16 protein-coding genes are annotated in these 13,888 nt (G+C 54.6%); 7 read left to right on the forward strand and 9 right to left on the reverse strand.

Going from position 1 to position 13,888, the window contains the following annotated elements; all coding sequences use genetic code 11:
- The first annotated feature begins 3 nt into the window (after nt 1-3).
- Both rfaD and ABWP81_RS03340 read left to right on the forward strand, forming a co-directional pair.
- A complete protein-coding gene (rfaD, locus tag ABWP81_RS03335) occupies nt 4-1,005 on the forward strand; it encodes an ADP-glyceromanno-heptose 6-epimerase (RefSeq protein WP_353139405.1) in 1,002 nt (333 codons plus the stop codon).
- A 67-nt stretch (nt 1,006-1,072) separates the two neighbouring features.
- Nucleotides 1,073-1,288 (forward strand): ComEA family DNA-binding protein, encoded by a 216-nt coding sequence (locus ABWP81_RS03340; protein ID WP_353139408.1) that lies wholly within the window; start codon nt 1,073-1,075, stop codon nt 1,286-1,288.
- A 42-nt stretch (nt 1,289-1,330) separates the two neighbouring features.
- Here the strand turns inward: ABWP81_RS03340 and ABWP81_RS03345 are convergent, their stop codons facing one another.
- The 5 genes from ABWP81_RS03345 to ABWP81_RS03365 all read right to left on the reverse strand — a co-directional run bounded on the left by ABWP81_RS03345 (nt 1,331) and on the right by ABWP81_RS03365 (nt 5,681).
- A complete protein-coding gene (locus ABWP81_RS03345) occupies nt 1,331-1,609 on the reverse strand; it encodes a hypothetical protein (RefSeq protein WP_353139411.1) in 279 nt (92 codons plus the stop codon).
- A gap of 69 nt (nt 1,610-1,678) precedes the next feature.
- On the reverse strand, nt 1,679-1,933 hold the full coding sequence (thiS, locus tag ABWP81_RS03350) for a sulfur carrier protein ThiS (protein ID WP_353139414.1): 255 nt from the start codon (nt 1,931-1,933) through the stop codon (nt 1,679-1,681).
- A gap of 53 nt (nt 1,934-1,986) precedes the next feature.
- The gene (locus ABWP81_RS03355; protein WP_353139417.1) at nt 1,987-3,327 is read right to left on the reverse strand and encodes an NAD(P)/FAD-dependent oxidoreductase; all 1,341 of its coding nucleotides are present in this window, start codon (nt 3,325-3,327) and stop codon (nt 1,987-1,989) included.
- A gap of 7 nt (nt 3,328-3,334) precedes the next feature.
- Nucleotides 3,335-5,182 carry an aldehyde ferredoxin oxidoreductase family protein gene (locus tag ABWP81_RS03360; protein ID WP_353139420.1) on the reverse strand — a complete coding sequence of 616 codons (1,848 nt, stop codon included), beginning with the start codon at nt 5,180-5,182 and terminating at the stop codon, nt 3,335-3,337.
- A gap of 22 nt (nt 5,183-5,204) precedes the next feature.
- The gene (locus tag ABWP81_RS03365; RefSeq protein WP_104798980.1) at nt 5,205-5,681 is read right to left on the reverse strand and encodes a 4Fe-4S dicluster domain-containing protein; all 477 of its coding nucleotides are present in this window, start codon (nt 5,679-5,681) and stop codon (nt 5,205-5,207) included.
- Nucleotides 5,682-5,865: 184 nt separating this feature from the next.
- Between ABWP81_RS03365 and ABWP81_RS03370 the strand changes: the two genes are divergently transcribed.
- The gene (locus ABWP81_RS03370) at nt 5,866-6,954 is read left to right on the forward strand and encodes a helix-turn-helix domain-containing protein (protein ID WP_353139423.1); all 1,089 of its coding nucleotides are present in this window, start codon (nt 5,866-5,868) and stop codon (nt 6,952-6,954) included.
- Nucleotides 6,955-6,958: 4 nt separating this feature from the next.
- Here ABWP81_RS03370 and ABWP81_RS03375 read toward each other — a convergent pair whose 3' ends face one another.
- The 3 genes from ABWP81_RS03375 to ABWP81_RS03385 are packed head-to-tail and all read right to left on the reverse strand — an operon-like array spanning nt 6,959 to nt 9,218.
- Nucleotides 6,959-7,732 carry an ABC transporter substrate-binding protein gene (locus ABWP81_RS03375; RefSeq protein WP_353139535.1) on the reverse strand — a complete coding sequence of 258 codons (774 nt, stop codon included), beginning with the start codon at nt 7,730-7,732 and terminating at the stop codon, nt 6,959-6,961.
- A gap of 50 nt (nt 7,733-7,782) precedes the next feature.
- Nucleotides 7,783-8,484 (reverse strand): ATP-binding cassette domain-containing protein, encoded by a 702-nt coding sequence (locus ABWP81_RS03380; protein WP_353139426.1) that lies wholly within the window; start codon nt 8,482-8,484, stop codon nt 7,783-7,785.
- Nucleotides 8,481-9,218, reverse strand: coding sequence for an ABC transporter permease (locus ABWP81_RS03385; RefSeq protein WP_353136200.1), 738 nt, complete (start codon nt 9,216-9,218; stop codon nt 8,481-8,483). The genes ABWP81_RS03380 and ABWP81_RS03385 overlap by 4 nt, the downstream gene beginning before the upstream one ends.
- 61 nt (nt 9,219-9,279) lie before the next feature.
- Here ABWP81_RS03385 and ABWP81_RS03390 point away from each other — a divergent pair, with 61 nt between their 5' ends.
- The 4 genes from ABWP81_RS03390 (at nt 9,280) to ABWP81_RS03405 (ending at nt 13,201) form a co-directional block, all read left to right on the forward strand.
- Nucleotides 9,280-10,401 (forward strand): substrate-binding domain-containing protein, encoded by a 1,122-nt coding sequence (locus tag ABWP81_RS03390; protein ID WP_353139429.1) that lies wholly within the window; start codon nt 9,280-9,282, stop codon nt 10,399-10,401.
- Nucleotides 10,402-10,519: 118 nt separating this feature from the next.
- Nucleotides 10,520-11,059: a TRAP transporter small permease subunit gene (locus tag ABWP81_RS03395; RefSeq protein WP_353139432.1), complete on the forward strand. Its 540-nt coding sequence runs from the start codon at nt 10,520-10,522 to the stop codon at nt 11,057-11,059.
- Between the two features lie 12 nt (nt 11,060-11,071).
- Nucleotides 11,072-12,592 carry a TRAP transporter large permease gene (locus ABWP81_RS03400; RefSeq protein ID WP_353139435.1) on the forward strand — a complete coding sequence of 507 codons (1,521 nt, stop codon included), beginning with the start codon at nt 11,072-11,074 and terminating at the stop codon, nt 12,590-12,592.
- Between the two features lie 72 nt (nt 12,593-12,664).
- Entirely contained in the window at nt 12,665-13,201 is a 537-nt protein-coding gene (locus tag ABWP81_RS03405) for a hypothetical protein (protein ID WP_353136209.1), read from the forward strand.
- Nucleotides 13,202-13,250: 49 nt separating this feature from the next.
- On the opposite strand, the gene ABWP81_RS03410 is transcribed toward ABWP81_RS03405, so the two are convergent.
- Nucleotides 13,251-13,888: TRAP transporter substrate-binding protein (locus ABWP81_RS03410; RefSeq protein WP_353139438.1), on the reverse strand; the 638-nt coding region annotated here is incomplete at its 5' end.

Raw genomic sequence — 13,888 nt, forward strand, 5'->3', positions numbered from 1 at the left:
GTTATGAAAATCGTTGTCACAGGTGCCGCTGGGTTTATCGGCAGCAACATCATCAAGGGCTTGAATGCGCGCGGTATCACCAACATCATTGCTGTCGATGACCTGACCGAGGGAGACAAGTTTCGCAACATCGCCGACCTCAAGATTGCCGACTACCTGGACAAGGATGTGTTCTATGAACTCTTTGCCGAAAACGCATTTGGCAAAGTTGAAGCCGTGTTCCACGAAGGCGCTTGCAGCGACACCATGGAGAGCGACGGCAAGTACATGATGGACAACAACTACACGCTTTCGTGCGGTTTGTTCAACGCCTGCCAACAGTCGGGCACACGTTTGCTTTACGCTTCATCCGCCGCCACCTACGGCGGCAGCGACACTTTTGTAGAGTCGCCCGAGCACGAACTCCCTCTCAATGTTTACGGCTACTCCAAATTATTGTTTGACCAACGCATGCGTTTGGAGTGCAACAACAACTTCAAGAAATTCAAGCGCCAAGTGGTGGGTTTTCGCTACTTCAACGTCTACGGCCCACGCGAGCAACACAAAGGCCGCATGGCCAGCGTGGCGTTTCACCAATTCAACCAATTCAACGCTGAAGGCAAAGTGAAGTTGTTTGGTGAATACGGCGGCTACGCCCAAGGTGCACAAATGCGCGACTTTGTGTTCATCGACGACGTGGTGGCTGTGAATCTTTGGTTCTTGGACAACCCAGACAAGTCGGGCATCTTCAACCTCGGCTCTGGCCGCGCACAGCCCTTCAACGATGTGGCCTTGTCTGTGGTTAACGCGATGCGCGCCAAGAAAGGTGAAGCTGCTCTTGATTTAGCTGGTGCCGCAAAAGCCGGCTTGATTGAATACGTGACCTTCCCCGAAGCACTGCGTGGCAAATATCAGTGCTACACACAAGCCGACCTAACCAACCTGCGCGCCAGCGGCTGCGACCACGCATTTGCCGATGTGCAAAGCGGTGTGACGCAATACATGGACACTTTGGGTCAAGCCTAAGGTGTCAAGGCTACCAAGAATACTCATCGGCTTAGGTTGTTGGGTGGTTTGCGCTACGGCATCCGCCTTGGAAATCAACCAAGCCAATGAAGCCGAGCTTGATAGCCTCAAAGGCATGGGCCCAACGCTCAGCCGACATGTGCTGACAGCGCGGGCTGAGGGAGAGTTTCAAAGCTGGGCAGATGTGTTCAAACGCGTCGCTGGCATGGGTCGGGGCAAAGCCAAACAGTTTTCGGCTCAGGGCTTGACGGTCAACGGCCAACCGTTTCTTTTAAAACCTTAATCTGAGCTGGCGGTTAACAAACCAACCGCAACAAAACTCACCTCAACCGCCTCCTCGTTGCATGTACAAATCAAAGCGACGCATAAATCGGTAACGTTGGGCAGCATCTAAACCTTCAAAGCAAAAATTGACCTTGAGACATGGGATGCGAAATTGTGCAATCGCACGCGGAGCGACTTGCTGCCAATCGATTCGAAGCTGGCCCAAATTCACACCGTCTTCTTGAAGACTGATCTGCACAGCAGCAGCGTCGCGTTGCCATGCTTGCGTGCCAATGGCCGCAGGCAACCAACCCAGCCATTCAGCTTCTGTGCATCCCATTTCACGGGAAAAAATTGCTTCATAAGCCGACTGCATCTTGAAGTGGCAAACTGCCGAAAACCCTGGGGCTTAACCCCCAGCGATAGGCGGCCAAACAGCCAACACATCTCCGTCTTTCAGAACCTTGCTGGCCCTTTCCTCTGGGGGCACATACGTGCCATTGACGAGCACCAAATGCACCAACTTTTCAGGCATGCCAAAGGGTTCAATGATTTGATTGATCGTCATCCCATCGTCCACCTCCATGTTTAGCACGTTGCTGCGGCGTGCGGCTGGTGGCAAGAAATCGGTGAGGGTGGCGAAGAGTTTGAAAGTAATGTCCATAGGCCTAGGTTAGCGCATTCGCGCTGGATCTCACGTCCACGTTATCTTCCACTTTATCGTCGACGTGTATCCGCAGCGCCAGACCAGGCACCTTGGCCTTGCGCGCACGCCAAGTAGGCCGCCATCAGTTGCGTTGGGTCTTGCACAAGCTTGTCTTTCCACTCACCCAGTTGCACTTGCCCTTCCACCAAACCGCGCATCACGCCCACATGGTCGGTCCAGCCCACGCTGTTGCAACCGACCATCACCTCGTCTTTGAACTGCAAGCTCAAGTGACGACCATCGGCGGTGAGCGAGGCTTGTTCGCCACCAGGCACTCCTTGCCAATTGCCAAAACTGGTTGAAATCAAACCCAAGGTGTCGAGAACGTTGATTTGCGTCACACCCCTCAGGCTGACTTTTTGTCCCACCATGTTGAGTGCTGCGACGCGCGCTTGCTCGGCTGCATTAGGCTGAATGGCACTCACGATAGTGGTGCCGCTGACTTTGTCAAATGCCTCAGCGCAATCGCCTGCGGCGTAAACACCGTCTGCGTTGGTTTGCATGTGCTCATCGGTCAACACACCTTGCAAGCAGGTGATGCCCGATGCCTTGAGGAAATCGATACAAGGTTTGACCCCAGTGGCACTGATCACCAAATCGGCCGGAATTTTTTGGCCTGTCGACAAGCGCACGGTCAATGCCGCATCGGTCGGCCCGTCATGCAGACCCGCCGCCTGTGCCAACTTGGACAACAAGCCAGGATTCTCGCTGCCGTTCGGCACGATAGCCTCCACCTTGGCACCGGTGAACACTTGTACTCCTTTGGTTTCGCACCACGACCGGATCATGCCACCCGCCACGGGGCCCATCATGCGAGGCACCATGCGGTCACCCATCTCCACAACCGTGAGCGTGACACCTCGCGAAGCCAAAGCTTCCATGATGATGCAACCAATAAAGCCCGCCCCCATTTGCAAGACACGGGAACCAGGCTGGGCCAAGGCCATGATGGCACGCGCGTCTTCCAAGGTCCAACAGGGATGCACTTGCGGGCTGTCCATGCCAGGAATCGGGGAACGCACAGGACGCGAACCCGTAGCGATTAACAGCTTGTCGTACGACAACACTTGGTCGTTGCTGAGCTGAATGGATTTAGCTTTCGCATCAACCGACACCGCGCGGGCTTGCACCTGAGTGACGTCCAAATGAGCGAAATGGTCAGGACTTTTGCGCAAGTAAGTACCTTGCTCGTCGATGTTGCCCATCAACAGGTAAGGAATGGCCATCCTCGAGTAAGGCGGCTCAGCCTCATCACCCACGAGGGTAATGCGGTCGTGAGGCGCATGTTTGCGAATGGTTTCGGCAGCGATCACGCCAGCCGGACCGGCCCCAAGAATGACGTGATGTGTCATGGCAACCTCAGAGCCCCAAACGGGTTTTGGTTTCAGCCGTTGGACGACCTTCGCTGTCCCAACCGCGCGCCTTGTAATACAAGGGCAACATAACTGGCAGCATGCTGACCTTACCTTTGGCAGGACCCGTTTTGGCAGCCTCAGTCAACAACCGCTTGGGCAAGCTGTCGTCTTTGGAGGTAAAGCCTGCAGCGTTGTTGAACTCACGTTCCATATTCCAAATACGTTCGCCAATCTTTTCGAGCTCTTCGGTGGTGTACTCCTCGTTGCAAGCGGCTTGCATTTGGGGGGCTAAGTCAGCCAAACCCCAAGCGAAGGTCGTGAAGATGCACAGACCCGACGAGTCAAACGCAGCGGTTGCGTCTTGGAACGCTTTGACCAACTCTGGCTTGCCTTCGTGTTCCAAAGGATCGGTCTTGACAGGAATACCAAGCACTTCAGACGCGATGGTGTAACCACGCAAATGGCAAGCACCACGATTGGAGGTGGCATAAGCCAAACCAATACCTTGAATCGCACGGCCGTCGTAAGCGGGGAACTCTTGGCCCTTCACACTCATGCTCAAGTCTGGGTGACCGTACTTTTCAGTCAAACGTTTAGAGCCTTGGCCGATTTCAATACCAAAGCCGCGGCCATTGACCGTCTCTTCGGCAAAGAAAGCCAAGGCCTGTGCCGAGCCAAACTTGGCATCAATGCCGAGTTGCTCTTGGGTGAGAACACCCATTTCGTACAACTCCATCACCGCGCCCACGGTCGCACCAAAGCTGATGGGGTCAATGCCTTCTTCGTTACAAAGCAAGTTGGCGTATTGCAACGCCTCCAAATCTTTCACGCCGTTGGCAGCGCCCAAAGCCCAAGCAGCTTCGTATTCCAAACCACCCGAAGCGCCCCAATACTGCGGCTTGTTTTGAACCGTGAAGTGGGTCTCGTCCATCTTGCTGATGCGACCACACGCGATGGTGCAACCAAAGCAAGCTTGGTTGGTCACCAAGTGTTTCTTGCCATCCGTTTCACGCGTAGCGGCCATCGCTTCAGCAGAAATATCTTTGGCGCTTTCAAATTGCACATCGCGGTGGTTACGCGTTGGCAAAGCACCCACTTCGTTGATGACGTTCATCAACACTTGCGTGCCGTAAGCGGGCAAGCCTTGGCCAGTCACAGCGTTGTCGGCCAAGATCTTTTTCTTCTCGGCCGTGACCTTCATAAAGGCTTTGGGATCGCGCACGTTGCCCACACCTATGGTGCCACGCACGGCCACAGCTTTGAGGTTTTTACTGCCCATCACAGCGCCCACGCCAGAGCGGCCAGCCGCACGGTGCAGGTCGTTCACGATAGCGGCGTACAACACATGGTTTTCGCCGGCTTTACCAATTGAAGACACACGGGTCAGTGGGTCTTGCAGGGTTTTCTTCAGCTCGTGCTCAGTTTCCCAAACGCTCTTACCCCAAAGACTTGTGGCATCACGCAACTCGGCTGTGCCGTCGTTGATGTAGAGGTACACAGGTGTGGGTGACTTGCCTTCGCAAATCACCATGTCCCAGCCTGCCATCTTTAGCTCGGCGCCAAAGTAGCCGCCCGAGTTAGAACAAGCAATGGCACCCGTCAGCGGACCTTTGGTGATGACGGTGTAACGCCCACCGGTTGAAGCCATCGTGCCCGTCAATGGACCAGTGGACCAAATGATTTTGTTTTCAGGTGACAGCGGATCCACCTTCGGATCGATTTCGCTGATGAGGTACTTCGAGCCCAAGCCACGAGAGCCAAGGTAATCGCGAGCCCATTGCATGTTGAGGGGTTCGGTTTTGACCGTACCTGTGGTCAAGTTGATACGAAGAATTTTTCCAGCCCAAGTCATGATGATTACTCCTAATTTGGATTTAAGTAGCGGAAGGCTGGTTGCCGAGTTTGTCGGCCCATTGCTTCATTTTGTCCAGACCCGTCCAGTTGGCGTCTACAAAGGTGATCGCACCGGTGGGGCAAGCCGAGGCGCATGCAGGATCGCCACCGCACAAGTCGCACTTTTGGACTTTGCCAGTTTCTTGCACGTAGTTGATAGTGCCAAAAGGGCAAGCGATGGTGCACACCTTGCAGCCGACGCAGGTGGTTTCGTTCACCACCATGGCGCCGGTGACTTTGTCTTTGGTGATCGCCTCGACGGGGCAAGCATGCAAGCACCACGCTTCGTCACACTGCGTGCAGGTGTAGGGCACTTTTTTACCCGTCTCGTGGAAGTCAAATACTTTGATGCGAGATTTGGCTGTGGCAAATGTGCCGTAATTCTCGAAAGAACAGGCCATCTCGCATTGAAGACAGCCCGTGCATTTGTCAGGGTTAATGTGCAAGATTTTTTGCATCTGCATCTCCAGTGGCAACGTAATGAAAACCGGGTCAACCCGGGGCTATGAATTTGTTTACATAGGATTTTGAGAAGATCGCTGACAACAAGGCCCTAGGAATTACCCTTATCTAGCCAAGAGTATTCTCAAGTTGAGACACGTCAACAGTTTTTAAATTCATTTTTCATCAAAAATCTAAGCTATGGCACGCGCACTCACTTCACAGCACAGACTAAACAACATTGCGTTGGCTCGTCAGCAAGTGCTTGAGCACGGTTCCGATAACGCGACTCCACTGGTTGACGAATGGATTCAGCGCTCTTGGCGGCGCTGCATGTCGTGGGGCCAACAACCTCAACACGGGGTGCATTTCGAAACGGTGAGTCAAGCCCATAGTCGACGACTGCAGGAACAACACCAACCTTTGCTGCGTGCCGCACAAGCTGAACTCGACAGATTAAGCCGAGCCATATCTGGCACGCGCTACTTTGCTTTATTGACCAATGCGCAAGGCGTGGTCATCGACACACGGGGTGCGATTGATGCGCATGATGCCCGCGCCAACAACCTTGCACGCGTCGGTGTAAACCTGTCTGAGCAAAGCGTGGGCACCACCGCCATTGGCGCTGCTTTGGCCGAGCATCGCCCCATCTGGCTACATCGTGGCGAGCACTTCTTCAATGACAACAACGCCTACAGTTGTGCAGGCGCGCCCTTGTTCAGCCCGCAAGGAGACTGCATTGGCATGTTGGACTTAACAGGCATTGATGTGCCTGAAAGGCCTGAGTTAAAACACTTGGCGGCTCAGTCGGCTCGCAGCATTGAGAATGCATTGATTCAGCAACACGCTCCCGCACTGCTGCTGCACATCAACTGGGCGGGGCAACTTTTAGGTAACGACAACGATGGCTTGATTGGGCTTGACGCAGATGGCTTTGTCATTTGCGCGAACCGGCAAGCACGACAAATCATGGGCTTATCCGCCCATGCACAACCGCACGCTGGAGATGTGTTTGCTTGTGCTTGGCAAAGTTTGTTTGACGCAACACAGAAAAACCGCAGCTTGGAGTTGCCTTTATGGTCTGGTTTGCGCATACAGGTGCAAACCGGACAAACCCATCAACCCTTGGCTGTCACGCCCACAGCCCCTGCACTCAAAGCCGCAGAAAGCGATTTGATACGTCGCGCAATGCAGCAAGCCCACGGCAATGTGACAGAAGCCGCGCGGCACTTGGGCATCAGTCGCGCAACGCTTTACCGAAAAATCTCACAGGCCAAAACTACCCGCTAATAAATTATGGGCGGGCATTGGGAAAGAACAGTTGCTCGCCACCAATTTTGTAGGCACTGATAGCGTTCTGTCCTGTAGGGGAAATGACCCAGTCAACGAACTTTTGCGCCAGATCGGCTTTGACATGTGGGTGCTTGGCGGGGTTGACCACCATCACGCCGTACTGGTTGAATAAGCTTTTGTCACCTTCGACCAAGATTTGCAAATCTTGACGGTTTTTGAAATTCAACCAGGTGCCGCGATCCGTCATCGCATACGCGCCCGTTGACGATGCAATGTTCAACGCTGGGCCCATGCCGCAACCGCACTCTTTGTAACCAGCGCCTTTGTTATCTAAACCCGCTTGTTTCCAAAAGCGCAGTTCAGCCGCGTGTGTGCCGCTTTTGTCACCGCGCGACACAAAGCCTGCTTGCGTATTGGCCACTTTTTGTAAGGCCACCACAATATCTTTGCCGCGTGTTTTGGCAGGGTCATTGGCAGGGCCGACCAACACAAAGTCGTTGTACATCACGGACAAGCGCTTCACACCAAAGCCTTCAGCTACAAACTTTTCCTCAGCCACTTGGTCGTGCACAAACAACACATCCGCATCCCCGCGGCGGCCGGTATCCAAGGCTTGACCTGTGCCCAAAGCCACCACCTTGACGTCAATACCTGTCGCTTGTTTGAAAGCCGGCAGCAAATGCGTGAACAAACCCGACTGCTCGGTAGACGTGGTGGATGCCATCACGATGCTTGGCGCTTGCGCTTGCGCCTGGGCCACGCCGCTGCCCAGCATCAAAGCCACAGCCAAAAAACCAGTCAATGAAACCAAATGTGTACGACGTGTCATCCCAACTCTCCCTTTAAAAACAAATGTGCCTCGGGGTGACTGTCGCCCAAGGGTCGATTGAAAAACTCTTCTACGGGCAGGTCAGCCAACACGCGGCCTTCCTCCAAATAAATCACCCGCGTCGACAAACGTTTGACTTGGCCCAAGTTGTGGCTGCTGAACAGCAGGCTCACGTTCGATGCCGCCACCCACTCGGCCAGTAAGCGCTCAACCTCGCGTTTGGCATGCGGATCTAAGCTAGAAGTGGGCTCATCCAACAAGACAAAATTCGGCTCTAAGGCCCATGCGCGAGCCAAGGCCAATCGCTGTTGCTGGCCGCCCGACAAGGTGCGTGCTGAACGCTCGGCCATGTCTTGCAAACCCACACTCTCAAGCGCCTGCATTGCCCGCCCTTGCGCCTTGCGCCAAGGCGTGCCTTGCAACCACAAACCCCACACGACAAAACTCAGCACCGAGGTGCGCAGCATGTGTGGTCGCTGAAACACCATGGCTTGGTGTACTGCGGGCGAAGTCAACACGCGGCCAGTCGACACTTTTAGCAAACCATGCGCCACGCGCAGCAATGTGCTTTTGCCAGAGCCATTTGCCCCCACCAAGGCCACACGTTCGCCAGCATTCATTTGCAAGTTGATGCCATGCAAAGCCAAATGCGTGTCGAACTGCACAGACACTTCTTGCAAGTTCAACACCGCGCTCATACCAGCACCCCTTGCACGGGGTCTGCACCAGCACCGTCGACACGTTGTCGCCAGCGACGTAGCGCAGAAATCAAAACGTTGAGCAACAGCACCACGCTCATCAGCACCAGCCCCAAGGCCAACGCCAAGGGCAAATCGCCCTTGCTGGTTTCCAGCGCAATGGCGGTGGTCATCACACGCGTGAAACCTTCGATGTTGCCGCCCACCACCATGACCGCGCCTACTTCTGAAATGGCACGACCGAAGGCCGCAATCAACACGGTGAGCAAGGCATAGCGTTCGTCCCAGGCCAGCAACACACTTCGCAACCAAGGTTTGGCACCCAACGACTGCAACTGTTCGCCGTGGTTGCGCTCGGCATCTTCCACGCACTGGCGCGTGAGGGCAGTCACCACCGGCAGCACCAACATGGCTTGCGCCAACACCATGGCCTTGAGGCTGAACAACCAGCCCAAAGATCCCAATGGCCCCGTGCGCGACAACATCAAATACACCAACAAACCCACCACCACAGAGGGCAGCGCTAGCAACGTGTTGAGCACCGTCAGCAACGCATCGCGTCCCGCAAACCTTGCCACCCCCAGCCAAGCGCCCAACACCACACCGATGCTGCACGCCAGAACCGTGGCAAGCACACTCACCCACAAAGATCGGCCCACGATGGACCAAAGCACGGGGTCTAATTCAGTCAGTAGATCAAGCGCAGTCAGGGCTGTGTTGGTAAATGTCGTCATAAATCAATCAAAACTTCAGTTATCGTACTTAGCTACTCAATACCCCACCATATGTAAATCTGTGCATAGCGTCAGCCTTCACTACACACTCACTCACCGAGATGACACAGACATCGCCTCCAACAATGAGGCCGCTCTGTTGCGTCATCCCTTGATGGGCCTTCTTCAAGCCGTAGACCAACAGGGCTCTATCTCGGCGGCTGCGCGCGAGCTCAATCTGTCCTACCGCCACGTTTGGGGCGAGCTCAAGCGTTGGGAAGATGTGCTGGGCCACGAACTCATCATTTGGGAAAAAGGGCAGTCAGCCAAGCTCACTGAGTTTGGTGGCAAGCTCATGTGGGCAGAGCGCCAAACCCAAGCCCGCCTGGCTCCCCAACTCGAAGCTTTGCGCGCCGACCTGGAGCGCACCTTTGCTGTGGCCTTTGACCCCGCCGCCCATGTGCTGACCCTGTACGCCAGCCACGATGACGCACTCCCTCGCTTGCGCGAACACGCGGCCACCGCAGGCCTGCATTTGGACATCCGCTTTTGCGGCAGCGTGGACGCCATTCGCGCCCTGAACGAAGGACGTTGTACCTTAGCGGGGTTTCATACCCAAAGCCAACCCAGCGATGCTTCATACACAGCCAAGGCCTACCGCGATTTGCTGCAACCCGGTCTGCACAAAATCATCGGCTTTGCCACGCGCACCCAAGGCCTTATCACCGCCTCCGGCAACCCCAAGCAACTGCTGAGCTTGGCCGATGTGGTCAAGACCCAAGCCCGCTTTGTTCAACGCAGCCCCGGCACGGGGACGCGCGTGTTGCTAGACGACTTGCTCGCGCAAGCTGAACTCAGCATCCAAAACCTGAACAACTGGCCCGACGAAGAGCCCTCGCACACCGCGCTTGCCGAGGCTATTGCCTCGGGACGCTGCGATGTGGGTTTGGGTATCGAGAGCACGGCCCGTGCGCGAGGGCTTGGCTTTGTGCCGCTGGTGCAAGAAGAGTTCCATTTGGTGTGCCTCAAGTCCGCACTCGAGACACCTGCTACCCAAGCCCTATGTCAATTTTTGCAAGATCCTATTTGGCAAAAAACACTGAACGCATTGCCCGGCTATCAAGCCCACCACAGCGGTGAAGTGCAATCGCTTAGCAAACGCCTGCCTTGGTGGACCTTTCCGCGCGTCAAGAAAATCCGTTAATACCCTTTGTCTCGTTTGAAGTTTTTTCAAACACCGCTTTAAATCTTCAACCCAACAAGGCCTGACAGGTACTTAGTCTTGTTACCATCTTGGGTTGGCAAAAAAATGGAGGTACTCAGTGTCAAAACTTCTTAAATTTGCATTAGGCGTTGACCGCATCAGTGTGCAATTTGGCCACGTGGCGGCATTTGGCGTTTTAGCAGCAGCCTTGATCTCGGCAGGCAATGCATTTATTCGTTACGGTTTCGATATCAGCTCAAACGGCTGGCTCGAAATTCAGTGGTACCTGTTCGCAGCCACCGTGATGTTGGGCGCACCTGTGGTGCTCAAACTCAACGAGCACGTACGCGTGGACTTGTTATACGGCAAGCTCAAGGGCAAGGGTCCTGTGTATGTGGACTTGGTTGGCTTGGTCGTGTTCTTGTTGCCTGTGATGGGCATGTTGGCGTGGTTGAGCTTTCCCTTGTTCCTGAAGATGTTGGTAACCAACGAAATGTCTAGCAACGCAGGTGGCCTGATTCGTTGGCCCGCCATGCTTCTTCTCCCCGTAGGCTTTGCTTGGATGTTCCTGCAAGGTTTGAGTGAAATCATCAAGCGCGTGTCTTACTTGCAAGGCAAGTTTGAGATGGACACGCACTACGAAAAGCCAGTGCAATAAGGACTCATGATCATGCAAATGGAAAACTTCGCACCCATCATGTTTGCTGGCCTTGTGCTGACAATGTTGATTGGCTTCCCCGTCGCGTTCTCGCTGTCGTTCTTAGGCTTGGCTTGTGGCCTCTTCGCCATCAGCATGGACTGGTTCCCCGTCAGCTTCATGGCCAACTTGCCATTGAACATTTTTGGCATTCTTAGCAACGACTTGTTGCTGGCCATCCCCTTCTTCACCTTCATGGGCGCCATTCTTGAAAAGTGCGGCCTCGCCGAAGACATGCTCGATTCGATGGGCCAGCTCTTTGGCACCGTGCGCGGCGGCTTGGGCTACTCGGTCATCATTGTGGGCTTCATCTTGGGCGCCATCACCGGTACGGTGGCTGGCCAAGTGATTGCCATGGCCATGATCTCTCTGCCCGTCATGATTCGCTACGGCTACAACATGCGCTACGCCACAGGCGTGTTGGCTGCCTCAGGCACCATCACACAGTTGGTGCCACCGTCACTCGTGCTGGTGGTGATGGCTGACCAACTCGGCCGCTCTGTGGGCGATATGTACAAAGGTGCTTGGGGCCCCTCCATCTTGCAGATTGCCATCTTTGCGCTCTACACCTTTGGCTTGAGCATCATCAAGCCTGAGCACGTGCCTGGCATTCCCAAAGAAGCCCGCACGGCCGACGGTTTTCACCTGTGGATGAAGTGCTTGCGCGGCATCATCCCGTCAGCCTTCTTGATCTTTGCGGTGTTGGGTTCGATGGGCGGTTTGCCAGGCATTGACACGGCCATCGCCACCCCCACCGAAGCGGGTGCGATGGGCTGCGTGGGCGCCTTGATCTTGGCAGCCATACACAACCGCCTGAGCAAACAGCTGATTTGGGATGCCATGAACAGCACCATGCGCCTCACAGCCATGGTGGTGTTCATCTTGATCGGTTCACGCGTGTTCTCTATGGTGTTCCAAGGCGTGGACGGAGCCAAGTGGGTGGAGCACTTGCTGACTGGTTTGCCAGGCGGTCAAGTGGGCTTTTTGATTGTGGTGAACATCTTCATCTTCTTCTTGGCGTTCTTCTTGGACTTCTTTGAAATCGCCTTCATCATTTTGCCCATGCTTGGCCCCGTTGCTGAGAAGATGGGCATTGACATGGTGTGGTTTGGCGTGCTGCTGTGCGTCAACATGCAAACCAGCTTCATGCATCCGCCGTTCGGCTTTGCGCTGTTCTATCTGCGCGGCATTGCTGACACGCTATTTAAAGAAGGCCGCATTGAAAAACCTGTCAAGTCCAACGACATCTACATGGGCGCCATTCCTTGGGTGATCATGCAGTTGGTCTTGGTCGTGATCGTGATCTTCGTGCCCGAGACCGTGACCATGTTCTTGGACAAAGAAGAAAAGGTTGATATCGACAAAGTGGTCATCGAAATGCCAACCGATCAAGAAGTACCTGAAGCCGAGCTCAAGCTCGACGGCATCAAGCCCTCTGCAGGCGAAAGCGCTGCCGAAGAGCAAAAGCGCATGGAAGACTTGTTTAAGAAATAAAGTTTGTCCTCACGACCAGCCCCTCCGGCACATCCGAGAGGGGCTTTTTCTTGCCAGTAGAAAGCACCCGCCATGTCCAAACCTGATCCAACCTCAAACTCCGACTCACCCGCCGCACAGCTGGCCACACTGGGCCCACAGCCTTTTGTGTTTCATCCCATCACCGACAGCATCGAGGGTCCTGCTTTCTCGCGCGCGTTCAAAGCCATCACCTGGGCCACGCTGCTGGGTTCAGGCTATTGGCTGCTTAGCCTGTGGCAACAAGGCAAGTTTGGTGGCGACACAGGCCTTGACGGCCTACGCGCGGCGGGTTGGTTTATTTTGGGCTGGAGCTTGCTAGCGTGGACCACTTGGCATGTCATGTTCAGCCGCTCCCGCTTGGACGCCACGGGCATTCACCAAACTTGGATTTGGGACAAGCACATGGGCTACGACGAACTGGCCTACGCCAAACTCATCCGCATTCGTGGCTTGGAGTGGTTGATGGCGCCGCGCTTTTACGTGCGCACCTTGATGGGTAAATTTGCCGTGTTCTACGTGAGCAGCCCACATGTGCAGCAAGAGTGCGCTCGACTGAAAGCAGAGTTGTCTGCGTTTCGTGAGTTTTAAAAAAAAACCGCGCCGAGGCGCGGTTTTGTCTGCTTAAGCAAAGGCTGAATTACAGCTTTTGCTTTTGCATGAACTGGTCAAACTTCATCTCAGTGAACTGGAACCACAAGTTGGATTCAGCACGGAACTTGGAGTAATCGGCATAGACCTTTTTCCAGTTTTCATTCTTGGCAGAGATCTCGTTGTAATAAGCCATCGCCTCTTTAAAGGCAGCAGCCATCACGTCTTTCGGGAACTCGCGCAACTTGGTGCCAGAGCCAACCAACTGCTTCAATGCAGCGGGGTTACGAGCATCGTACTTAGCTTGCATGTCGGTGTGTGCCATGGCAGCAGCGGCTTCCACGATGGCCTTGTACTCAGGCGACAGGGCATTGAATGCTTTGTCGTTGATGAAGAAGTCCAGCTGTGGGCCACCTTCCCAGAAACCTGGGTAGTAGTAGAAAGGCGCCACCTTGCTGAAGCCCAATTTCAAATCGTCATAGGGGCCAATCCACTCAGCTGAGTCGATGGTGCCTTTTTCTAGGGCTGGGTAAATGTCGCCGCCAGGAATGTTTTGTGGCACAACGCCCAAACGCTCCATCACCTTGCCGCCGAAGCCGCCGATACGGAACTTCAAGCCTTTGAGGTCAGCTACCGATTTAATTTCTTTGCGGAACCAACCACCCATTTGCGCACCTGTGTTGCCGC

Source organism: Limnohabitans sp., from assembly GCF_040401135.1.
Classification (GTDB): Bacteria; Pseudomonadota; Gammaproteobacteria; order Burkholderiales; family Burkholderiaceae_C; genus Limnohabitans.